This window comes from Longibaculum muris (genome assembly GCF_004343035.1).
Lineage (GTDB): Bacteria > Bacillota_I > Bacilli_A > Erysipelotrichales > Coprobacillaceae > Longibaculum > Longibaculum muris.
The window spans coordinates 59,493-82,670 of record NZ_SMCQ01000010.1 but is presented as its reverse complement, the minus strand read 5'-3'; the positions used below and the strand labels follow the sequence as shown (position 1 = coordinate 82,670).

Sequence of the window (23,178 nt, the reverse complement as noted above, 5' to 3'; positions counted from 1 at the left end):
AAAGTAAAAAGGTCGTCTTTAAAGACAAAAAGAAAACGCATAAGAATAGCTTATGCGTTAACAATGACAAATTCATCATTTTGATAATCAACTTGAATATGACTGCCTTTTTCAATATCACCTTTAATCATTGCTTTAGCGACTAAAGTTTCAATATGTGATTGAATAAAACGTTTTAATGGTCTTGCGCCAAATGTAGGATCAAATCCTTCTTTTGCAATTTCTTCTTTAGCTTGATGTGTCACTTCAATTGTAATCTTTTGATCTTGTAATCTTTGAGCTAATTGATGAATAAATTTATCAATAATCTTATAAACTACTTGATCATCTAATGAATTAAACATAACTGTTTCATCAATACGATTTAAAAATTCTGGTTTAAAGTGAGCTTTCAATTCCATTTCCACTTCATGTCTGGTTTCGGCATTATTCCCTTGTAATAAATATTGAGAACCAATATTAGAAGTCATAATGATAATTGTATTTTTAAAGCTAACCACATTTCCCTTAGAATCAGTAATACGACCATCATCTAAGACTTGTAATAAAACATTGAATACTTCAGGATGAGCTTTTTCAATTTCATCTAATAAGACAATACTATAAGGTGCACGTCTAACCGCTTCACTTAATTGTCCACCTTCTTCATATCCTACATAACCTGGAGGCGCTCCAAGTAAGCGAGAGACACTGAATTTTTCCATATATTCACTCATGTCAATACGAACAATGTTCTTTTCACTATCAAACAATTGTTCCGCTAAACTCTTAGCAACTTCCGTTTTCCCTACCCCTGTAGGTCCTAAGAATAGAAATGATCCAATTGGACGATTTTCATCATTGATACCAGCACGTGATCTTAAAATAGCATCACAAACTTTTTCAATGGCTTCATCTTGTCCAATAACTCTTTTTCTTAATGTTTCATCAAGATGTAAGAGTTTATCCCTTTCTGATTCCATTAATTTATTCATTGGAATACCTGTCCATCGAGCAATGACTTCACTAACAGTATCAACTGTTACTTTTTCTTGAAGCAAGGCATCATCTGATTCTTGAGCTTGGAAATCAGCAATTTCTTTATTAATTCTTGGTAAAGTTTCGTATTTGATTTTAGAAGCTTCTTCTAAATTACCTTCTGTTTCATATTTATCTTTCAAAGCTTCTAATCGCACTTTTTGATCTTTTAATTCTTTAATATGATCTAAAGCTTTCTTTTCTTCTTTCCATTTATCAGTTAACCCTGTTACTTGTTCATCAAGTGATGCAATACGACTCTTGATTTCATCAAGACGTTTTTCATTATCTTCATTCTTATCTTCTTTTTCAATAGAAATACGTTCCATTTCCAAACGATTCTTTTCTCTTGTAATAACATCTAATTCTTCAGGTAAGGAATCAATTTCCATACGAACTGATGCACAAGCTTCATCAATTAAGTCAATAGCTTTATCTGGTAAGAAACGATCAGTAATATAACGTTCTGACATATTGACTGCTCCAATAATCGCAGTATCAGTGATTTGAACACCATGATGAGATTCAAAGCTATCTTTTAAACCACGTAAGATGGCGATTGTATCATCCGTATCTGGTTCATCAACTTGAACTTTTTGGAAACGTCTTTCTAAAGCTGCATCTTTTTCAATATACAAACGATATTCATCTAATGTTGTGGCACCAATACAATGTAATTCACCACGCGCTAACATTGGTTTTAATAAGTTAGCAGCATCCATTGCACCATCTGTTTTACCAGCTCCAACCAATTGATGAATTTCATCAATAAATAAGATAATATTCCCTTCTGATTTTTTAATTTCATTTAAAACTGCTTTTAGTCTTTCTTCAAACTCACCACGATATTTTGCACCCGCAACCAAGGCCCCTAAATCAAGTTCATACAATGTTTTATTCTGTAAACTTGTAGGCACATCGTTTTTAAAAATACGCCAAGCAAGTCCTTCAACAATTGCTGTTTTCCCAACTCCTGGTTCACCAATTAAGATTGGGTTATTTTTTGTTTTACGTGATAAGATTTGAACCACACGTCTAATTTCTTCATCACGTCCAATGACAGGATCTAATTTTCCATCTTTGACATCTTGAATCAGATCACGTCCATATTTTTTTAAAACTTCATATTGATTTTCTGGATTTGGATTATCTACCATATTTCCACCTCGCATTTCTTTAATGATCTTTTCTATATCCCTTTGTTTCAATTGATATTTTTGAATAATCTCTTGAGTTAAAGAAGATTGAGTCTTAAATAAAGCAATAATCAAGTGTTCAACACTTAAATACTCATCTTTATAATCACTCATGATATTTTGTGCCTTCATCAACAATTGATTCAAATCATAAGAAATTCTTAATTGACTTTCATCAACCCCTTCAATTCTTGGCTTTTGAGCTCTTTTATTTTCCAATAACGCTCTCAAATCGTTTATATCTACGCCAGCCTTTACAAGAACACGATATAAAATACCACTTGTATCTTCTAATAAAGCCAATAATACATCCTCAATATCAACAACTTGCCGAGACATTGCTATGGTTTGTTGAAAAGCCTTTTGAATCGCTTCCTGCATTGCCATTGTCCATTTTTCTATATTCATACTCTCACTCCTTTAGCACTCATTATACCCAAGTGCTAACTATAGTATACCACTACTTTTAGCACTGTCAAGTCTAAAGTGCTAATTCTTATGATTTATTTCTTTTTTCTTTATAACTTCTTAATCTTTTTATTAGCATAAATTATAGAGTCCTTTATGATTCTTTATATTTTAAAGATTACAATGAATATATCAAAATTTAGGAGGTTATCTTATGAACAAAAAAACTATTGCAATTATTTTTGGTGGTCATTCTAGTGAATATAGTGTTTCACTGGAATCGACTTATTCATTATTACAACATATCAATAAGGATAAATATCATTTATATTTAATTGGTATCACTCATTTAGGAAAATGGTATCACTTTGATGGTCCTATTGAACAAATCATTCAGGATACTTGGTGGCAAAACAATCTCTTAGAAGTTGTCATTTCACCCAATCCGCAAAAACATGGTCTTTTAGAAATTTCTAAACAAGGTATAAAACATATTTATATTGATGCGATTTTTCCAATACTGCATGGAAAAAATGGCGAAGATGGAACAATTCAAGGACTTATCCAAATGACTCAAATTCCACTCATTGGTTGTGACATTTTAAGTTCTGCCCTTTGTATGGATAAAGCTAAAGCCCATAACATTGTTGAACATGCAGGTATTCGTGTTCCTCAATCGATTGTCTTAAATTCATTACAGGAACTAAAAGAAAAAGAACCATTGATTACACAGCTTTCATTCCCTCTCTTTGTTAAACCAATGAAAGCAGGATCTTCATATGGTATTAGTAAAATAACAACCTATAGTGAATTAGAAAACGCTGTTTGCTATGCTTTTACCTATGATAATCAAGTCATCATTGAAGAAGCTATTTTAGGATTTGAGGTTGGATGTGCCATTATTGGTTTTGATAAACTGATAGTTGGACGTGTTGACGAAATTGAACTTTCTCATGGATTCTTTGATTTCAATGAAAAATATACCTTACAAACATCAAAAATCCATATGCCAGCCCGTATTGATCAAGAAATGGAAAAGAAAATTCAAGAAACTGCTAAAATCATCTATCGAACTTTAGGATGTCAAGTTTTTGCCCGCGTTGATATGTTTTTAACACCACAAAATGAAATTGTTTTCAATGAGGTCAATACCATACCAGGATTTACATCACATAGTCGTTTCCCTCAAATGATGAGAGGAATTGATATAAATTTTGAAAAATTAATTGATATTTTAATAGAAATGGGGTTAAAACATGAGGACTGTTACATTTCATAAACAAGATATTCATCGTGGATATCTTATTCTTATTAATCATGACTATCCCCTTTCTTATCAACCCAAACTTTATGAATATCAGGGATTTTTGATGGAAAGAAGTGTCATTGCATTATTAAAAGAATTACTTTCAAAAGTTGATTTGCATAATGAGCTTACCCTTGTGAGTAGCTATCGTTCTTTTCAAGAACAAGAAATACTTTATCAAACATCTTTAAAGGAAAATGGTGAATTGTTTACGAAACAATATGTTGCCTATCCTCATCATAGTGAACATCAAAGTGGTCTAGCCTTTGATATTGCGATTAAATCACCACATATTGATTTTATAAGACCCCATTTCCCTGCAACAGGAACTTCTTTATTGTTTCAAGAAAATGCTTATCGTTATGGTTTTATTCAACGTTATCAAAGGGATAAAGAAGATATAACACAGATTGCAGAGGAACCCTGGCATTTTCGTTATGTTGGGATTCCGCACTCTTACATTATACATGAAAAGAATTGGTGTCTAGAAGAATATATCAATAACATCAAAGATTATAGCATTTTCAATCCATTTCATTATCACATTGAAAATCAATTTTTCAGTCTCTTTTATGTGCCAATCAAAAATGATTCTATCACTTTACAGCTAATGGACGATGCATTTTATCAAGTATCAGGGAATAATGTTGATGGACTTATTTTAACTGCATGGAGGTCCTATGTCTAAAAAATACTATCCTTTCATTGATATCATGCGAATAATTGCATCATTATTAGTGATTGCTATTCATACTGATCCTTTGACTTCTTTCAATCCTCAACTTAATTTTTTAATAACTCGTGTTTTTGGTCGTTTAGCAGTTCCTTTCTTTTTTATGACAACAGCTTATTTTCTCTTTAATCAAGGAATGCCAACTTATGCAAAATTAAAGAGTGTTATTAAACAATTCTTGATTATTGATATATGTTCTATTTTGCTTTATCTGCCTGTGCAAATCTATAATCATTCATTATCATTTGAACCGATTGTTATTGTTAAAGATTTATTCATGGATGGAACTTTTTATCATCTTTGGTATTTACCAGCTGTCATCATTGGACTTTTGATATTGTATGAACTCTATCAACACCTGAATGAAAAAACCATTTTTATGATTGTTTGTATTCTTTATATGATAGGTTTAGCAGGTGATAGTTATTATAGTTATCTTCATCAAATTCCGCTTATTGAAGCCTTTTATACAGCTCTTTTTAAGATTTGTGATTATACCAGAAATGGTTTCTTCTTTGCGCCTATGTTTCTTTTCTTAGGAGCTTTCTTAGCACAACATCAATGGAATTTTAAGAGGTATGTCCTAATCTTTTTAATGCTAGTAAGCTTTATGATTTTCTTTATCGAAACCCTTCTTATTCATCAACAACCTATTATCACCCATGATGCTATGACTTTAAGTTTACCATTCATTTCCTTTTTCTTCTTTTCCTTTTGTTTAACTTTTCAATCATCAAAACGCTTTGTCTTATATAAAGATTTATCTTTATATGTTTATATTCTTCATCCTCTCATGATTATTGTTGTCCGAATGATGGGAAAACTAACCCATCTTGAGCATATCTTTATTTCACAATCGCTTTTTCATTATTTAGCTGTAACTGGCTTTTCATTTATTATAGCTTATCTATTGATACTTTTAAAAAAAGGAGGAAAGATATATGGATATCATCAAAAAACAAAGAAGCTGGATAGAAATTGATTTAGATGCTTTGTATTATAATCTTGATCAAATCACTCAAATCGCTTCTAAAGAAACAATTATGGCAGTTATTAAAGCTGATGCTTATGGTCATGGTGCTATAAAGATTGCCCAAAGTTTAGAATCCTATGGTATTGATCATTTTGCCGTAGCTTCGTTAGATGAAGCTATAGAATTAAGAAAAAATCATATTCAAGGAATGATTTTGATTTTAGGTTATACATCTCCCACATCAGCAAAATTATTAAATAAATATCAACTGACTCAAACACTTATAGATTTTGAATATGCTAAACAATTAAATCAAATGGGATATCCTATTCAATGTCATATTAAAATAGATTCAGGTATGCATCGTCTTGGAGAAGATTGTTTAGACATTGACCATATTATTGCCTTTTATCATTTATCCAACTTACAAATCACTGGTATTTTTTCTCATCTATGTGTTGCTGATAGCTCTTTAAAAGAAGATATAACCTTTACAAAACTTCAATTTCAACATTTTAATCATTTAATTGAAACCCTCAAAAAAAGACATTATCCAATCGGTCAAGTACATATGCAAAGTAGTTACGGTTTACTTAATTACCCCCAATATCATTATGATTATGTTCGTTTGGGTATTGCAATGTATGGAGTTGCTTCATCACTTAATGCTCCTTATCAATGTCAAATCAATTTACATCCTGTCTTATCACTTTATTCCCATATCATTCATATTCATTCTTATCATAAAGGTGATCTAATTGGTTATGGTCGTACATATCATTTTTCTCGTGACAGCAAAATTGCTGTTATTCCTCTTGGTTATGCGGATGGTTATCCAAGACATTTATCTAATCATCAAAACGTCCTTATTCATGGCATCTTTGCCCCCATTGTAGGGAGAATATGCATGGATCAATTGATGATTGATATTACTGATATTCCCCATGTTAAAATTGGTGATAAGGTCACTATTATTGGTAAAGATCATAATCATATGATTAGGGTTGAGGAAATCAGTGAACATGCTCAAACAATTTCCAATGAGATCCTCAGTCGTATGGGGAAAAGATTACCAAAATTCTATAAACAGAAAGGTTATTTGAAAAATGCAAAAGTATAAACATCCATATTCACATAAAAAACATATTTCACCCGTCTTTTTCCTCATTTTAGCTTTCATTATTATTTTAGCTGGAATAGGTTATCTTCAAAAAAATCGTATTCAATTATTGATAAAAGGGTATAATTTTACTGAACAAAATATGATTTTACAATTAGATGAACAAGATATACAAACATATATCAAAAATGATAAAATTGAAAATCTAGAAAAATGGAACACTCTTTCTCAACAACACCATTATTTAGATTATTCCCTTTATCAAAAACAACATCCTCAAACAAATGCTAAAGATGTTGTCACATATATCGATCAATTCTATAAACTCTATCAGCCTAAGTTGAATGAATTAGGTTATCCTAAAAACATACTCTTACAAATGATGCAAAATGTTTCTTTGCAAGACTTTGCTTATCTTACCCAACAAGAATTACCTTATCATAAAACCAAAGAGTATCTCTCTATTAAAGGTGTCGTTTATCAGGATTTAGATAAGTACATTCAATCCAAAAAGAAACCACTTGATGCTGTTTTATCCATTTCCTACCCTTTTATAGTCTCTCCACAAAAAGTCAATCAAACTTATATTGTTAACGAACCAGAAAGTCTCACTTTATTAATCAAAAAAGGATTTCAACTTCCTTCTTCTTATATTCCTAACGATTTAAAAGATGTGAATATTCCTATTGCAAAAGATTGTGAAAACAAACAATTACGAAAAGAAGCTGGTCAAGCCTTAGAAAAAATGTATCAAGATGCTTTAAAAGAAAATCTCCATCTTGTGATTAATAGTGGTTATCGTTCTTTTCAACAACAAAAAGCTATCTATGATGATTATTTTCAAAAATATGATGCTGTAACAGCAGCTGGTTTAGTTGCAATACCTGGTTCCAGTGAACATCAATTAGGTTTAAGCGTTGATTTAACAAGTCAAAGTGTTATTAATGGTCAGTGGCGTTTTTTTGGTGATACACCCGAATACAAGTGGGTTATTGAAAATGCTCATCATTATGGTTATATCTTACGTTATCCACAAAATAAATCTCATATAACCGGAACAACCAATGAACCATGGCATTTTCGCTATGTTGGTCAAAAAACTGCTAAAATCATTTATGAAAATAATTGGACTTTAGAAGATTATGTTTTACATTATGGTTTATCATCTTCAACCACTTTACAAAAAAGCAACCGCAAATAAGAGTATTCTCTTTTTCGCGATTGCTTTTTTTATTTATATTTTTGTATAATGCCTACACCTATTGGATAAGGTCCGGTATGAACACCAATAGTTGCACCAATTTGTTGTAATAATATTGGTTCATCAAAATGTGGAAAGGCTTCTTTCAATGATATCAATAGATCCTCTTTAAATTTTTCTCCCTCTTGTTTGTCATAGCCATAGCCAACACAAAAAGCATAAGTTGAAGGATCAAGATGATTTTCATGAAAATGTTTAATCGTATTCTCAATGATTTTACGTTTTGATTTTTCTCTACCACGTGTTACTCCAGAAGCAAAGATTTCTCCATCACGTAAAACAATCAACGGCTTAATTCCAAGTGTCTTAGCCGCAACACCAGCAACTTTACCAATGCGTCCACCATGAATCAAATACTCAAAGTTTCCAACGGTAAAAAAGATTCTGCCCGTTGATTTGATTTCTTCTATTCTTGTGATTGTTTCATCATATGTATAGTTTGCTTTTTTCATTTCACATGCTTCAATGACCAGTAAACCTTGTAAAACAGTATTTACTGTTGCATCAATAACTGTCATTTTTCTTTGGGGAAATTCATCTTCCAACATCTGTTTAGCTGTATTGGCACTATTATAAGAGCCGGAAAATTTTGTTGTAATGCAAATACAAATAATATCTTCACCTGATTTAAGAATAGGAGTAAAAACATCTATATAATCTTCTACTGATGGCATTGATGTTTTAGGAAAAATATCTTTATGGTCAACCATAAATTGATAAAATTCTTCTACTTCTATATCTACTTTTTCCTTTTGATGTGTTTTTCCATCTTTCGTAATATAAAATGGAACTACCGACATCGCATAATGATCAACGATGGATTGATCTAAATCACAAGATCCATCTGTAACTATTTGATACATACTAACCCTTCTTTCATTTTGACTGTATCAATAAAATAGCTTTAGTATTTTCAATAATTGCATAATCATTATTCATTTGATTAGAAACACACAAAGGATCATCTCTTTTTAAATAATAATGATTAAGTGGATAATGACATTCTTTTAAAGTAATGATACTTTCATCAAAAGCAAAGACTGAAAAATAATAATATTCATCTTTTAAGATTTTATGTTTTCCAGCTGGTAAAACATAAATCTTATTCAACTCATCATAGATTGTTAATTGTTTATCTTGATATTTTTCAAGCAAACATAAAACAGCTAAAAAATGATCCATTCTTTTTTGTGTAACACCATATAAATCAATAACATCATAGCCTTGCTGAAAAGCATAGCGCAAAGCTAAAGCTGTATCTGTATCATCTTTGATACAAGAATATTCATCAACTTTTAATGTTTTTAAAAGGTCTTTATCTTCAATTGAATCCATATCTCCAATTGCAATTATAGGCTTAATATTTTGTTTGATTAAATGAATGATACCTTGATCAACACCAATATAATCTATACTTTTATCTTTAACATTGCCAGCATAGACACTGCCATAAATTCCTATTTTCATTTTAACGAATCAATTGCCGCTTGACGATTATCAGCATTAAAAACATAACTTCCAGCGACTAAAACATCAGCCCCAGCATCTTTACAAAGTTTTCCAGTTTGATCATTAATTCCACCATCAACTTCAATAAGATAATGAGCATCTTGACGTTTATCTTTTAATTCTTTAATCTTAGCAATCGCCATATCTTGAAAAGATTGACCACCAAATCCAGGTTCAACACTCATAACCAAAACCAAATCAAGATCATTTAAATATTTTTCAATTGTACTTACTGGTGTTGCAGGTTTAATACTTATACCAACATGTTTATTATGTTGATGAATATATTCAATTAATTCTCTTGTCTTTTCTTCACTTTCCATTGCTTCAATATGAAAAGTAATTAAATCAGCACCAGCCTTAATAAATTCATCAACATATTTTTTAGGATCACTAATCATTAAATGAACATCTAAATATAAATCACTTACTTTTTTAACATCTGCTAAAATACTATATCCAAAAGAAATATTTGGAACAAAATGTCCATCCATAACATCATAATGAATCCAATCAGCACCATATTTTTGAATAGAATCCAAATCTTTCTTTAATTCAGCAAAATTAGCTGATAAAACTGAAGGGGCAACTTTAACCATATTTTCTCTCCTTTAACAATTTACTTTCTTTTAAAAACATCAAATAATGTTCATATCTTTCTTTAGAAATTTGACCATTTTCAATAGCTTCCTTAACCAAACATCCTGGTTCACTATCATGTAAACAACCTCTAAACTTACATCCTTGCGAAAGTTCTTCAAAATCATGAAAGCTCTTAGCTAAATCAATGGGTTCCATATTTAATTCTAGTGATGAAAAACCAGGTGTATCAGCAACATACCCACCATACATTTTTAATAATTCAACATGTCTTGTCGTATGTTTCCCTCTACCTAATGCTTTAGAAATCTCATTTGTATCAATGTTTAAATGTATATCTAAAGCATTTAATAAACTTGATTTTCCTACCCCACTTTGACCAGTAATAACAGTCACTTTATCTTGAAATAAATGTTTTAATTCTTCAATCCCATGATTTTCTTTAGAACTTAAATAATACACACGATATCCTGCTTTTTGATAAGGTTCCATCATATTTTTAATTTCATCATTATCAACAAGATCCATTTTTGAAATACAAATAATTGGATCAATATGCAAATGTTCAATTAAAACAAGGAAACGATCAAGTAAAAGTGTATTCATATCTGGTTCTTTAGCTGAAAAAACAAGTAATGCTTGATCAATGTTGCAAATAGGTGGTCTCACTAATTCGTTACGACGCACTTGTAATTGACGAATATAACCTTCGGTTTCGTTTTCAATAGAAAACTCACAAAAATCTCCTACTAATGGTTTTTGATCATTTTTTCTAAACTTACCACTTGCCTTACATTGATAAATCACACCATCTTCTTCAACATAATAAAAGCCAGATAAGGCTTTTATAATTTGTCCACTATGCATTTATCCACCTCTTTTATTAATTGGTTGAGGGAGTTGTTCCTCCCCCACCTTGATTTGTATCAGTTCCATTGCCTGGAGTTGTTGGTTCAGTAGGTTCAGTTGGAACTTCAGGCTTATGATTATAATACTCTAAGGTAATTGTTTCACCTTTTTTATAGATAACTGTAAAGGCATCAAGTGATTGACGTACTACAACATTAATCTTCATTGTTTTGATTTCTTCAACAGTTGTTGGTGGATCAATTGGTTTTAAAACAACTTTAAATCCTTCTTTTTCTAAAATATCTTTTGCTTTATTGATATCTTGTCCATAAACATTAGGTACTGTTACAGAATAGCCTTTTGAAACAGTTAAAGTAATTGTCTTTTGCGTTGCATTAGGATCAATCTTTTCACCTTGAGGTAAAGATTGTTCCAAGATTTTTCCTTTATCTTCTTCACTTGTAACTTCTTCTTTTTTCACAGTAATATTTAATTTCTTTAATTCTGCTTCAACATCATCAAATGTACGTCCAACATAATTATCAATCACAATATATTTACCTGAAGATACTGTTAGAATAACTGTATCACCTTTTTTGACGGCTGAACGTTCAACAGGATCAGTAGCTGTTACATTGCCTTCATCCACAGTATCACTTAATTCATGTTTGGTTTGTTTTGTATCAACCTTTAAATCATAACTTTCTAGCATATCAATAGCCTGTTGTTCAGTCATATTAATAACATTAGGCATTTCAAATGTACTGGCTGGTCTTAAAAAGAAGAAATAAACCAAACCAAAGATAAGTAATGCTCCAACAACACAACCAGAAATAATCGCTATTTTCTTTTTATTTCCTTTCTTTTCTTCTACTTGTTCTTCTTCCACAATTGGAATATGATTTTGGGTTTGGGTTTGAGTAAAAAAGTCTTTATCTTCTGCAACAATTGTTGGTTCATCTTGTGGTTCATCATATGTGAAAACAAGCTTTTCTTCATCATCACGTAATAAACAAGTATCTAAATCTTCAAACATCTCATTTGCACTAGCATATCGATCTTTTATATTTTTAGCAGTAGCTTTAATAATAATATTTTCGACTGATTGAGGAATTGATGGATTAAATTGGCGAACTGATGGAATTTCATCACGCATATGTTTTAATGCAATATTCACTGGTGATTCACCATTAAAAGGAACTTCACCACGTAATAATTCATAAAAAACAATTCCTAAAGCATAAATATCACTCTGTGGTGTTGCTTTTTCCCCACGGGCAATTTCTGGCGCTAAATAGTGTAATGACCCCATAATTGTATCAGTTTGTGTAACTTGTGATAATGATTGTATAGAAGCAATCCCAAAATCACCAATTTTCACAACACCACTATCTGTTACCATAATATTTTGTGGCTTTAAATCACGATGAACAATCCCTAAAGAATGTGCTTTAGCCGTTGCACTAACAACTTGTTTCATAATATCAACAGCTTCAACAAAATGTAATGCTCCTCGCTTATGAATCAATTCTTTTAAAGTCTGTCCCGGTACATATTCCATAACAATATAATAATCATCATCTTCATCTCCAACATCATAAATCTTCACAATATTACGATGTGATAAAGAAGCTGCAGCACGTGCTTCACGATGAAAACGTGTAACATAAACAGGATCCCCTGTTAAAGAAGAACGCATAATCTTTACAGCTACTGTTCTTTCTAAAATTTTATCTTCAGCTAAATAGACATCAGCCATTCCACCTTGTCCAATTAACTCTTTTAATATATAACGTCCAGCAATTGTTTTATTTATCTGACTCATTATTGACAACTCCTTCATTTAATATTAGTGCAAATCCTATGTTATCCTTACCACCGAAAGTATTCGCAGCCTCCATCAGCTGTTTACCTTTTTCTTCTAAATGAATATCAGATTGTAGAATTTCAATAATTTGTGAATCAAATAAAGAATTATACAATCCATCAGAACAAACTAACAATAAAGCATCTTTTACATTTTCACTTGTATAAGATACTTCTAAATGTTCACTTACTCCTACCGCCTGTAACAAAATATTCTTTTGTGGATGATTAAATGCTTCATCCTTAGAAATTGTTCCAGAATCAACCAAAACATTAACCAATGTATCATCCCTTGTCAATTGAATCAATTGATGATGACGGTATAAATAAGCCCGAGAATCTCCCACATGAGAAACATAAACATACTCATCTTTAAACAATGCTAAAACAACAGTTGTTCCCATTCCCTCTAAATCAGGAGACTCTAAACTCTTGTTTTTAACAAGCCAATGAGCATGATTAACAACCTCTAACATCCAATCATGAATCATCTTTTCATCCTCAAATAAAGCATGATTAACGTATTGTTCAACAATTGCATCACCGACCATTTGAGAAGCAATTTCACCAGCATTATGGCCACCCATTCCATCACATAAAACAACGAGTGACTCATGTTCATTCTTTTGATAATATCGAACATAATCCTGATTAATTGTCCTTACATTTCCCACATCACTCATAGCTACAATTTCCACTTTTATTCCCCTACCTTCTTCGCACGTAATTGTCCGCAAGCTCCATCTATATCACGCCCGTGTTCTTTTCTTAAAGTTACATTAATTTTTAAACGTAACAATTCATTCTTAAAAATTTCAACATCATATGGTGATGATTGTTGAAGTCCATGCTCATCAACAGCATTATAAGGAATTAAATTAACATAAGCATTCAGTCCTCGCATATAATGAGCAAGTTGTCTTGCATGCGTAATATCATCATTGATTCCCTTTAAAAGAATATATTCAAAAGTCACACGACGATTTGTTTTTTGTATATAGTATTGCAAAGATTCCCTTAATTTATCCATTGGATAGGTTTTATTAATTGGCATCAATTCATCACGAATCTCATCATTAGGAGCATGTAAAGAAACCGCCAAATTACTTTGAATTCCTTCATGTGCATACATTTCAATCTTATCACATAATCCACATGTTGAAATTGTTAAATGTCTTGCCCCAATAGCCAAGCCCTTAGGATGATTAATAATACGAATAAAATTCATCACATGATCATAATTATCAAACGGTTCACCGGTTCCCATCACGACAACATGACTTACTCTTTCTTTTGTATCATTCATGACAGTTAAGATTTGATTAACCATTTCTCCAGCAGTTAAATTTCTTTGTTTCTTTAAAAGTCCACTGGCACAAAAACGACACCCCATATTACATCCTAGCTGACTTGTCACACATAAACTACGACCATAATCATGAATCATTAAAACTGTTTCAATGTATCCACCATCAGCAAGTGATAATAAATATTTAGTTGTTCCATCTTGAGAAACTTGTTTCTCAACAATTGATAAAGGTCCAATGGAAAAATGTTCTTTTAGTTTTTCTCTTAAATCTAAAGATAAATTACTCATTAAATCAAAGTCTTGAACATCCTTTCGATATATCCATTCAAAAACTTGAGTTGCTCTAAATTTCTTTTCACCTAAATTTAAAAATTCTTCAATCAGTTGTTCTTGTGTATAATCATAAATTGATTTCATCATTTCATTCCTTTTCTAATAGACACATATAAAATCCATCACTATGATATTCAAAAGATAAAATCGTTTGTTCCTTAATGACTTTCATATCAGGATGACGTTTTATAAATGCCTGAATTTGTTTTTCATTTTCTTTTTTATTAATTGTACAAGTACTATATACAATATTACCACCATTTTTCAATAAAGGATATGCATTTTCTAATAATTTTTGTTGGATTTGAATGATTTCATCCATTGCATTGCTCTCATGATACTTGATTTCTGGCTTTCTGGCAAGTACTCCTAGTCCACTACAAGGAGCATCTAACAAGATCTTATCAAAAGTTAATGGTGGATAAAGCTCTATTAATTTTGTTGAATCATAGGCCTTCACATCAACAATAGAAACCTGTAATCTGGTTAATTGTTGTTGAATCAAAGGAATTTTATGTTCATATAAATCATAAGCATCAATCTTTCCTTGATTATGCATTAAAGCTGCCAAATGAGTTGTTTTACTTCCTGGGGCAGCACACATATCCAACACATAATCACCTGGCTTAGGCGATAAATATGGAGCAACCAATTGACTTGATTCATCTTGAATCGTTACAAGTCCTTCTTGAAATTCCTTTGTATAAGCAATATTTCCACCTTGATAATACAAAGCATCCTTAGCTAACTTCCCTTTTTGCCATAATTCATCTTTTAATAATTCATCCTGTGAAGTAAGTAAGGTATTGACTCTTGCACATTTTAACGGTGGCTCATTATTAGCCTGACAGATCTTTTGGGTTGTTGAATAACCATATTGTTTACAAAGCATCTTAACCATCCATAAAGGATGACTTGTCTCAATTGATAAACGTTCTTCTTTTGAAAGTTCTTCTAATGATGGTTCCGTTAAAAATGCTTGTTTTAAAACAGCATTGATAAATTGCGATGTTCTTATGCCTTTTTTCTTCTTTGCTAAATTAACTGCTTCATTAATAATTGCATAATCAGGAATAGCATCCATCATTAAATGTTGATAAAGACTCATCAACAATAACATCTTTTCATAGCTTTTAACCCTTGTTTTTAAATGTGGTTTTAAAACATATTCTAAATAAATCTGATTTTGCACTGTTCCATAAACAACTCTTGTAATAAAGTCCTTTTGTGAACGTGATAATTCATATTTTTGAAAATATGAATTGATTGTTAAATTTAAATAACTTTTCTCTTGTTTGTATTTTAATAATATTTCTAACGCTATTAATCTATCCATAACTTTATATTTGTGAATATGGATTAAAATCACATATCACTGTTACCTTTCCTTTTTGTTTTTTATTATAAAAATCATTCATTGTTTTTAACGCCTCATAAACATCTTTTCCCTGTACAAATTTAATTAAGATTCTTTGACGATAAAGATCTTGCATCTTATAAATCACACTATGAGCAGGTCCTAAGATTTTACATTGATGCGTATGTGCTAACAAATAATTTTTGATATCCTGACAGGCTATCTGTAAAATATCCTCATGTTTTGATTGAATCAAAATGCTTACCATATGACAATATGGTGGATATAATGCTTTTTGACGATATAACATCTCTTGTTGATAGAAAGCCTGATAATCATGATGTGAAGCACAAGTAATTGCATAATGTTCAGGGTTGTATGTTTGAATCAAGACTGTTCCTGCCTTTGAGCCACGCCCACTTCTTCCTGCGACTTGACATAAAAGCTGAAAAGTTCTTTCACTGGCACGAAAATCTGGAACATTTAAACTTAAGTCAGCATTTAAAACACCAACAAAAGTGACATTTTCAAAATCTAAGCCCTTTGCAATCATTTGTGTTCCTAATAAAATATTAGCTTTTTGTTTTTTAAATTGTTCAAGTAACTGAAAATGACTATTCTTATTTTTGGTTGTATCAACGTCATAACGAATAACCTTAGCATTTAAAAATGTCTTTTCAAGTTCTTCTTCAATCTTTTGTGTCCCATAACCCACAGTCTTGAAATGTGTAGAACCACAATGTGCACAACTCTGTGGATAACTCTGCACATATTCACAATAATGACATTTTAACTGATGTTCATCTTTATGATAAGTCAGTGTTACATCACAATGTGGACATTTAACGACTTCTCCACAATCTTGACATTGTAAATAAGTTGCATAGCCTCTTTTATTAAGCAACAATATAACTTGTTCATGACGATCAATTGTAGCTTGAATCTGTTCTTTCATACGTCTTGAAAATAAAGAATAATTTCTTTGTCTTGTTTCATTCACCATATCAACAATTTCAACTGTTGGTAATGGCATCTGATTGATACGATTTTTTAACTCATATAAATCATAAACGCCCTTTAAAGCCCTTGAATAGCTCTCCAGTGAAGGTGTTGCACTCCCTAAAACTACAGTTGCCTGATGTGTTTGAGCACGAATTTTAGCAATTTGTGAAGTCAGATAACGTGGTTTAGATTCCTGTTTATAGCTGGCATCATGTTCTTCATCTAAAATAATCAAGCCTATATTTTCTAATGGAGCAAAAACTGCTGAACGGGCCCCCACAACAATCTTAACTTCCTGACGTTTAATGCGACGATATTCATCATACTTTTCACCTTGTGATAAACGTGAATGTAAAATTGCTACTTGTTCCCCAAAACGTTCTTTAAAGACTTTTACCATCATTGGGGTTAATGAAATTTCAGGAACTAACATCATAACACTTTTTTGTTTATTTAAAAAATATCTTGCTAATGCTAAATACACTTCTGTTTTTCCTGAACCAGTGACCCCATGTAATAAGGCAACTCTTTTAGGATGCGCAATAATTCCATCAACCACTTTTTGTTGATCATTTGTTAAAATGATATCTTGATTGGTTGTTTGAAAAAAATCAAGGGGTTTACGATAAACTTCTTGTTTTTGATATTCAATCAATCCTTGTTTAACCAATTGATCTAATATATTTTTACTATAGGGAATATCTTTAATGGGGGTAGGTGAATGTGTTTTAAGATAATCTAAACATTCTTGCTGTTTTTTGGTTTTGGCTTTTCCTTCTTGTAAAAAACAAGCAACTGTTTGTAATTTTAAACCAACTGAATGATTGGTACTTGGTTTTAATTGTGATGGTAACATAGCTTGTAAACAAGCAATTCGTGGAGATAATGTAAGTTTAGATAATTGCAAGGCTAATTGTTGTAATTCTTCATTTAATAAAGGTTCTTGATCAATGACTTCTTGAATATATTGATAATGAAAACCAGCCTGTTGTTCTAATTCTGTTTTTGATAAAGCTGTTTCTTTCACATCTTCAACATAGCCAATAATCTTTTGATAACCAAAACGTACAAAGACACGAACTCCTTTTAATAAAGATTCATGACTTAAATAATCAAAAGTCATATCTAACGATTGAACAGGATGTTCAACCAATACACTCACAATATACATATCCTCACCACCATTTGCTTTATTTTATCATAAAAAAGAATCTTTGAATAGAAAAAGGATACAAACGTATCCTAGGCATTTTCTTTAATAATTTGCGCAATTTTTTCCTTAGCCAATAAAACATCATCATTTTCTACCACATATTTATATTCATCTTTTGTGGCAATTTCTTTACGAGCTTTATCCAATCTTTCTTTAACCACTTCCTCAGCTTCAGTACGACGTCCACGAATACGACGTTCTAATTCTTCAAATGAAGGAGGTACTAAGAAAATTGTTAAAGCATCAGGACATTTTGCCATAACTTGTAAAGCTCCTTGAACTTCAATTTCTAAGACAACATTTTTCCCCTCTTTTAGTAATTCATCAACATAAAAGCGAGGTGTTCCATAGTAATTTCCAACAAACTTCGCATATTCTAGCAACTCCCCTTTTTCAATCTTATCTTCAAATTCCTTTTCACTCACAAAAAAGTAATCTACACCCTCTTTTTCATTAGGACGAGGCTTTCTTGTCGTCATTGAAATAGAATATGCCAAATTTAATGTCTCATCTTTAAATAGCTCTTGTCTGACAGTTCCTTTTCCTACTCCACTTGGTCCACTTAAAATAATTAACAACCCTTTACTCACACATTCCACCACCTTTTGAAACAATGTTACATGAACACAACTTTAATGTCAATTCTTTTTGAAATATGTTATACTATTTATCGGTGATAAATTATGGCAAATGACGGAATAATGCTTTCTCGAGTTGTTGAAAATCTACAATCACAACTAACGAGAGGTAAAATTAACAAGATATATCAGATATCTCAATATGAACTTTTGTTTCATATTCGTGCTCAAGGCACAAATTCAAAACTTTTGATGTCAATACATCCAGTTTATGCAAGACTCCAATTGACATCACTTTCTTATCCAACGCCACCTTCTCCTAATGCTTTAACTATGCTTTTTAGAAAACATTTAGAAGGAGCCTTCATTGAATCTATTGAACAAGTTGGATTAGATCGTATTATTCATTTCTCATTGATTTCAACAAATGAATTTAAAGATACAGTCAAACTTCATTTATATATTGAAATCATGGGAAAACATTCTAATGTGATTTTAACTTATGATGATTTAAAAATCATTGATTGCTTAAAACGCGTTTCTCCCGCAATGAGTGCTCGTATCTTACAGCCAGGAGCAACCTATCAGCTTCCTCCTTTGTTAGATAAACGCAATCCATTTGAAAGTGAATTTCAACCAACAGATAACCTCACAAAGATTTATCAAGGTTTTTCCCCTGAATTATCTCGTGAAGTTCTCTATCGTCTTGATCATGGTCAAGATTTTCAAGCTGTTTTAAATGAAATACGTCAATCAAATACTTTATATATTCATAAACTTGATCAAAAGGAATATTTTCATATTATTCCATTAACTCATTTACAATGTGAATATCAAGCTTATCCTTTATTTGAAGGATTGGATGAACATTATCATTTGATTGATCAAAAGGATCGTATTAAACAACAAACATCTGATTTAGCAAGATTTATTCAAAATGAATATCAAAGAAATATTAATAAGTTGAATAAATTAGAAAAGACTTTGTTTGATTCACAAAATAGTGATGAATATCGTATTAAAGGTGATTTATTATTTGCTAATCTTCATTGTATTCAAAAAGGTCAAAAAGAAGTCACAGTTGAAAATTATTATGATGGAACAATGATGACAATTGAACTTGATGAACGCTATGATGGAAAAACGAATGCAAATAAGTATTATGCAAAATACCAAAAGGCAAAAAATGCTCGAGTTCATCTTGAAGAACAGATTGCTTTAACGAAAGAAGAAATTCATTATTTTGATACTTTAATTACTTTAATGGACAATGCATCTTATTATGATGCCTTAGAAATGAAAGAAGAATTAGAAAATCTAGGATATTTAAAAAAGAAGAAAAACAAACAAGTTCATCGTCCTAAGAAATTACATATTGAAACATATCTTACAAAAGATAATATTTCAATTTATGTAGGCAAGAATAATCTGCAAAATGATTATCTTACCTTTAAAATGGCTTCAAAAAATGATATGTGGTTCCATGTCAAAGATATGCCAGGAAGCCATGTCGTTGTGCATAGCGAAGATTTAGATGAATATACAATTCGTCTTGCGAGTCAAATGGCAGCTTACTTTTCTAAAGGTAAGCACAGCTCATCCGTTCCTGTGAATTATACAAAGATTAGAACTTTGAAAAAACCTCAAGGAACAAAACCAGGGAAAGTCATACTCTCTCATTATTCAACAATTTACATTGATCCTGATGAGAGCTTTTTACAAGAAGTTAATAAAGTTGATTGTTAGCTGCATTCACAAATGTGTGTTCATATTGAGGAATGAATACTGGAAAATACATACAATGGTTCACACGACGACATTCAATTGGACAAATAACTGGTTGAGGAACACGTGTAACTTGGTTTGAAACACAAACACGTCTTGGTGCAACTAATGGTTGTGGTCTAGGGCAACCATTAAAGCCACCGGCCATTTGGGCATTATCCATACCACAATCAGACATCATTGAATTCATCTGACATGAACATCCTTGTTGATTTCCACAAGATTGATTAAACATATTTTTCCCTCCTTCGATATATAGTATGAAACAATCTAAGAAGTGTAAGGGCAAATGAAAGGAGTTTTATGAAATTAATACCTTGGAGCTGCTTCGATGAAATCGAAGCCTATACAACATGTGCTTATGATGAAAATCATCAACCTATGAATATGAGTTATCATGGGGATGATGATGCTTTGGTTCTTAAAAATCGTCAAGCACTGGCTCAATTATTAAATACTGATTTAAATCATATGGTCGCTACTTTTCAAAAGCATACAACAAATTTTATAGAAGTAACAGCAAATGATGGTGGTAGAGGAATGTTATCAAGGGAAGATGCCTTTGATAATTATGATGCCATGTATACCAGAGATCCTGAGTTATGGTTATGGACTTTTCATGCAGATTGTTGTCCAGTTCTCCTTTATTGTCGTGATCAAAAAATCGTCGCTGCAATTCATTCAGGATGGAAAGGAACGGTTGGTGAAATTGTTGGGAAAGTGACAAAACATTTGATTGAAAATGAGCATTGTGATTGTCAACACATTTATGCTTATATTGGTCCTTCCATAGATCAAAGAAATTTTGAAGCCAAAGATGATATTATTGATTTGGTTAAGCAAATGTCTTTTGATACATCTTCTTTTTATACCAAAAAAGAAGATGGTGCTTATTTGCTTAATAGTAAAGGTTTGATTAAAAAACAACTGGAATTATTAGGCGTTCCTCAGACAAATATAACGATTTCTCCATACTGTACAATTGAAAACAATGATTTATTCTTTTCATATCGAAAAGAAAAAACAAATCATCGTAATATTACCTTAATCAAATTAAAACAACCACAAAAGTAAGTTCGCTTACTTTTTTTATTTGGTTATATACATTTTCTACATTATGTGATATTTTTGTGATAATATAATGATAGATATAGAGTCTGGAGGAAAAGATTATGAAGAACAAGCGTTGGTATATTAGCATCTTTATCATTGTTAATATCATTGCAATGATATTTGTATACCATCAAGAAACACAAGCAATACAAAAGATTTTTGATGTGCATAGTCAAGAGTATCAAGATGAGGTTAAAGATACCATGAGTCATTATACACATTCATTTCAATTGTTTTCTCAAATGTTAACAAATGAAATCCAAGATCATCCTCGCCCCGATGAGATTTGGAAGTATTTAAAAAGCATTGATAAAAAAATGTTACAAATTGAAGGAGAGACCTTTGATGGTTTATACATGTACTATCAAGATCGTTATCTTTATAGCTGGGATACGCCTTATGAACAATACGTTAATACAGGTTATAATGCTAAAGAACGTCCTTGGTATAAGAATGCAATAAAAGAAAAAGGTAAGATTGTTTTTACCCCTCCTTATATGAGTTATGCCAATCATTATGTGCTTTCTACCATTTCACAACTTCAAAGTGATGGAAAAACCGTCTTTGCCTATGATATTAAAATGGGAAATATTCAAAAGATTGTTCATACTTTAAGTCGTTATGATAATGAACAAATCATGATTTTTGATAAAGCTGGAACAATTATTGGAAGTAGTGAAGAAAAATATTTAGGGGGAAATTTAAATGCCTCATTACAAGAGGATAAACAAGTGATTGATGATGTAAAAGAAACATTAGCGAAAACAACTGTTGATGAGGAGATTGAAAAATTAAAGGAACAGATGGATTCAGCTCAATCTTTTTATAACTTCCAACAAGAGTTTCATGAAGATTATCAGCATTTAACAAAAAAACCTCAACAAGCACAGCTTTACAAATTCAATCATACTTATTATTATAATTACTTATTAAAGGGTGACGATTATCATATTTTAATGTCTATTCCCCTATTGACATTGTTACAAGAAACAATGTCAATCTGGTTAATTCCGATGCTGATATTAGAATTTGTTTGTATTTATATTTTAAATAGAATAAGTAAAGAAGCAAAGAATCGTGAATTAAAGGCAGCCTATGTTGAATTAGGGCAAACGCAAAAGCGTTTAGAGATTGCTTTAAGTGCCGCTCAAAAAGCGGCTGCGATTGATGAACTCACAGGAATGATGAATGAAAAATCGTTCCGTAAATCAGTAATTAATCAAATTCATACGATGAGTGATGAGGATTGTGGGATTTTAATAATGATTGATGGTGATCGTTTTAAATATGTTAATGATACTTATGGACATATGATTGGTGATGAAGTGATAAAGCTTTGTGCGCAAATGATTATTGGCCGTATTCGTACAATTGACTTGGCATCTCGTTTACATGGTGATGAATTTGCTATATTTATTGCCAACATTGATGATTATCATGTTGCTAAAAAGATTATTCAGGATATCAATGATTCAATTGAAAAAGAAGCCAAAAGAAGAAATATGCCAGTTATTTCTATTTCATCTGGAGCCATTGTTGTTAAGCATGGTGATAATTATAGTGAGCTCGCGAAAAAGGCTGATCAAGCTTTATACATGGCTAAAAAGACCCACAATGGAGCATTTGAAAGTTATCAAAAAAAATGACTAT

General features: G+C 31.3%; 20 protein-coding genes. 8 read left to right on the top strand and 12 right to left on the bottom strand.

The features are described from left to right. Positions 1–50: 50 nt before the first annotated feature. On the bottom strand, positions 51–2,621 hold the full coding sequence (locus tag EDD60_RS08385) for an ATP-dependent Clp protease ATP-binding subunit (RefSeq protein WP_066445450.1): 2,571 nt from the start codon (positions 2,619–2,621) through the stop codon (positions 51–53). Between the two features lie 214 nt (positions 2,622–2,835). On the opposite strand from EDD60_RS08385, the gene vanG reads away from it, so the two are divergent. The 5 genes from vanG to EDD60_RS08360 are packed head-to-tail and all read left to right on the top strand — an operon-like array spanning position 2,836 to position 7,954. Beyond that, on the top strand, positions 2,836–3,900 hold the full coding sequence (gene vanG, locus EDD60_RS08380; protein ID WP_066445447.1) for a D-alanine--D-serine ligase VanG: 1,065 nt from the start codon (positions 2,836–2,838) through the stop codon (positions 3,898–3,900). Further along, complete coding sequence (locus tag EDD60_RS08375) at positions 3,878–4,615, top strand: D-alanyl-D-alanine carboxypeptidase family protein (RefSeq protein WP_066445446.1); 738 nt, start codon at positions 3,878–3,880, stop codon at positions 4,613–4,615. Before vanG ends, EDD60_RS08375 begins: the two co-directional genes overlap by 23 nt. Next, positions 4,608–5,642: an acyltransferase gene (locus EDD60_RS08370; protein ID WP_132226360.1), complete on the top strand. Its 1,035-nt coding sequence runs from the start codon at positions 4,608–4,610 to the stop codon at positions 5,640–5,642. Before EDD60_RS08375 ends, EDD60_RS08370 begins: the two co-directional genes overlap by 8 nt. Then, positions 5,602–6,753, top strand: coding sequence for a serine racemase VanT catalytic subunit (vanT, locus tag EDD60_RS08365; RefSeq protein ID WP_066445441.1), 1,152 nt, complete (start codon positions 5,602–5,604; stop codon positions 6,751–6,753). The genes EDD60_RS08370 and vanT overlap by 41 nt, the downstream gene beginning before the upstream one ends. Beyond that, on the top strand, positions 6,740–7,954 hold the full coding sequence (locus tag EDD60_RS08360) for a M15 family metallopeptidase (RefSeq protein ID WP_066445439.1): 1,215 nt from the start codon (positions 6,740–6,742) through the stop codon (positions 7,952–7,954). Before vanT ends, EDD60_RS08360 begins: the two co-directional genes overlap by 14 nt. Before the next feature lie 29 nt (positions 7,955–7,983). Here the strand turns inward: EDD60_RS08360 and EDD60_RS08355 are convergent, their stop codons facing one another. The 10 genes from EDD60_RS08355 to gmk all read right to left on the bottom strand — a co-directional run bounded on the left by EDD60_RS08355 (position 7,984) and on the right by gmk (position 18,642). Continuing rightward, complete coding sequence (locus tag EDD60_RS08355) at positions 7,984–8,877, bottom strand: DegV family protein (RefSeq protein ID WP_066445433.1); 894 nt, start codon at positions 8,875–8,877, stop codon at positions 7,984–7,986. 13 nt (positions 8,878–8,890) lie between these two features. Next, the gene (locus tag EDD60_RS08350; RefSeq protein ID WP_066445432.1) at positions 8,891–9,481 is read right to left on the bottom strand and encodes a thiamine diphosphokinase; all 591 of its coding nucleotides are present in this window, start codon (positions 9,479–9,481) and stop codon (positions 8,891–8,893) included. Then, positions 9,478–10,122, bottom strand: a complete 645-nt coding sequence (gene rpe, locus EDD60_RS08345; protein WP_066445431.1) for a ribulose-phosphate 3-epimerase — start codon at positions 10,120–10,122, stop codon at positions 9,478–9,480. Before rpe ends, EDD60_RS08350 begins: the two co-directional genes overlap by 4 nt. Then, the gene (rsgA, locus tag EDD60_RS08340) at positions 10,115–10,990 is read right to left on the bottom strand and encodes a ribosome small subunit-dependent GTPase A (RefSeq protein ID WP_066445429.1); all 876 of its coding nucleotides are present in this window, start codon (positions 10,988–10,990) and stop codon (positions 10,115–10,117) included. The genes rpe and rsgA overlap by 8 nt, the downstream gene beginning before the upstream one ends. Positions 10,991–11,006: 16 nt before the next feature. Then, positions 11,007–12,797, bottom strand: a complete 1,791-nt coding sequence (gene pknB / locus EDD60_RS08335; RefSeq protein ID WP_066445426.1) for a Stk1 family PASTA domain-containing Ser/Thr kinase — start codon at positions 12,795–12,797, stop codon at positions 11,007–11,009. Then, the gene (locus EDD60_RS08330; protein WP_066445423.1) at positions 12,781–13,536 is read right to left on the bottom strand and encodes a Stp1/IreP family PP2C-type Ser/Thr phosphatase; all 756 of its coding nucleotides are present in this window, start codon (positions 13,534–13,536) and stop codon (positions 12,781–12,783) included. Before EDD60_RS08330 ends, pknB begins: the two co-directional genes overlap by 17 nt. 2 nt (positions 13,537–13,538) lie before the next feature. Next, complete coding sequence (gene rlmN / locus EDD60_RS08325) at positions 13,539–14,564, bottom strand: 23S rRNA (adenine(2503)-C(2))-methyltransferase RlmN (RefSeq protein ID WP_066445474.1); 1,026 nt, start codon at positions 14,562–14,564, stop codon at positions 13,539–13,541. A 4-nt stretch (positions 14,565–14,568) separates the two neighbouring features. Further along, positions 14,569–15,816: a 16S rRNA (cytosine(967)-C(5))-methyltransferase RsmB gene (gene rsmB, locus EDD60_RS08320; protein ID WP_066445472.1), complete on the bottom strand. Its 1,248-nt coding sequence runs from the start codon at positions 15,814–15,816 to the stop codon at positions 14,569–14,571. A 4-nt stretch (positions 15,817–15,820) separates the two neighbouring features. After that, complete coding sequence (gene priA / locus EDD60_RS08315; RefSeq protein ID WP_066445421.1) at positions 15,821–18,010, bottom strand: replication restart helicase PriA; 2,190 nt, start codon at positions 18,008–18,010, stop codon at positions 15,821–15,823. 71 nt (positions 18,011–18,081) lie between these two features. Continuing rightward, a complete protein-coding gene (gene gmk, locus EDD60_RS08310) occupies positions 18,082–18,642 on the bottom strand; it encodes a guanylate kinase (RefSeq protein WP_066445419.1) in 561 nt (186 codons plus the stop codon). Between the two features lie 93 nt (positions 18,643–18,735). Between gmk and EDD60_RS08305 the strand changes: the two genes are divergently transcribed. Next, the gene (locus tag EDD60_RS08305) at positions 18,736–20,376 is read left to right on the top strand and encodes an Rqc2 family fibronectin-binding protein (RefSeq protein ID WP_066445415.1); all 1,641 of its coding nucleotides are present in this window, start codon (positions 18,736–18,738) and stop codon (positions 20,374–20,376) included. On the opposite strand, the gene EDD60_RS08300 is transcribed toward EDD60_RS08305, so the two are convergent. Further along, positions 20,357–20,650, bottom strand: a complete 294-nt coding sequence (locus EDD60_RS08300) for a hypothetical protein (RefSeq protein ID WP_229105125.1) — start codon at positions 20,648–20,650, stop codon at positions 20,357–20,359. The two genes, EDD60_RS08305 and EDD60_RS08300, sit on opposite strands and share 20 nt — an antisense overlap. Before the next feature lie 68 nt (positions 20,651–20,718). On the opposite strand from EDD60_RS08300, the gene pgeF reads away from it, so the two are divergent. Together pgeF and EDD60_RS08290 are read left to right on the top strand one after the other, a co-directional pair. Next, entirely contained in the window at positions 20,719–21,489 is a 771-nt protein-coding gene (gene pgeF, locus EDD60_RS08295) for a peptidoglycan editing factor PgeF (RefSeq protein ID WP_066445407.1), read from the top strand. Between the two features lie 98 nt (positions 21,490–21,587). Next, entirely contained in the window at positions 21,588–23,174 is a 1,587-nt protein-coding gene (locus EDD60_RS08290; RefSeq protein WP_132226359.1) for a sensor domain-containing diguanylate cyclase, read from the top strand. Positions 23,175–23,178: the final 4 nt, after the last annotated feature.

Coding starts and splice junctions, on each gene's coding strand:
- EDD60_RS08355 (WP_066445433.1), bottom strand. CDS start 8,877: ATGTATCAAATAGTTACAGATGGATCTTGTGATTTAGATCAATCCATC.
- rpe (WP_066445431.1), bottom strand. CDS start 10,122: ATGGTTAAAGTTGCCCCTTCAGTTTTATCAGCTAATTTTGCTGAATTA.
- EDD60_RS08385 (WP_066445450.1), bottom strand. CDS start 2,621: ATGAATATAGAAAAATGGACAATGGCAATGCAGGAAGCGATTCAAAAG.
- priA (WP_066445421.1), bottom strand. CDS start 18,010: ATGTATATTGTGAGTGTATTGGTTGAACATCCTGTTCAATCGTTAGAT.
- rlmN (WP_066445474.1), bottom strand. CDS start 14,564: ATGAAATCAATTTATGATTATACACAAGAACAACTGATTGAAGAATTT.
- pknB (WP_066445426.1), bottom strand. CDS start 12,797: ATGAGTCAGATAAATAAAACAATTGCTGGACGTTATATATTAAAAGAG.
- EDD60_RS08305 (WP_066445415.1), top strand. CDS start 18,736: ATGGCAAATGACGGAATAATGCTTTCTCGAGTTGTTGAAAATCTACAA.
- vanT (WP_066445441.1), top strand. CDS start 5,602: ATGGATATCATCAAAAAACAAAGAAGCTGGATAGAAATTGATTTAGAT.
- pgeF (WP_066445407.1), top strand. CDS start 20,719: ATGAAATTAATACCTTGGAGCTGCTTCGATGAAATCGAAGCCTATACA.
- EDD60_RS08375 (WP_066445446.1), top strand. CDS start 3,878: ATGAGGACTGTTACATTTCATAAACAAGATATTCATCGTGGATATCTT.
- rsgA (WP_066445429.1), bottom strand. CDS start 10,990: ATGCATAGTGGACAAATTATAAAAGCCTTATCTGGCTTTTATTATGTT.
- EDD60_RS08360 (WP_066445439.1), top strand. CDS start 6,740: ATGCAAAAGTATAAACATCCATATTCACATAAAAAACATATTTCACCC.
- rsmB (WP_066445472.1), bottom strand. CDS start 15,816: ATGGATAGATTAATAGCGTTAGAAATATTATTAAAATACAAACAAGAG.
- EDD60_RS08370 (WP_132226360.1), top strand. CDS start 4,608: ATGTCTAAAAAATACTATCCTTTCATTGATATCATGCGAATAATTGCA.
- EDD60_RS08300 (WP_229105125.1), bottom strand. CDS start 20,650: ATGTTTAATCAATCTTGTGGAAATCAACAAGGATGTTCATGTCAGATG.
- EDD60_RS08350 (WP_066445432.1), bottom strand. CDS start 9,481: ATGAAAATAGGAATTTATGGCAGTGTCTATGCTGGCAATGTTAAAGAT.
- EDD60_RS08290 (WP_132226359.1), top strand. CDS start 21,588: ATGAAGAACAAGCGTTGGTATATTAGCATCTTTATCATTGTTAATATC.
- vanG (WP_066445447.1), top strand. CDS start 2,836: ATGAACAAAAAAACTATTGCAATTATTTTTGGTGGTCATTCTAGTGAA.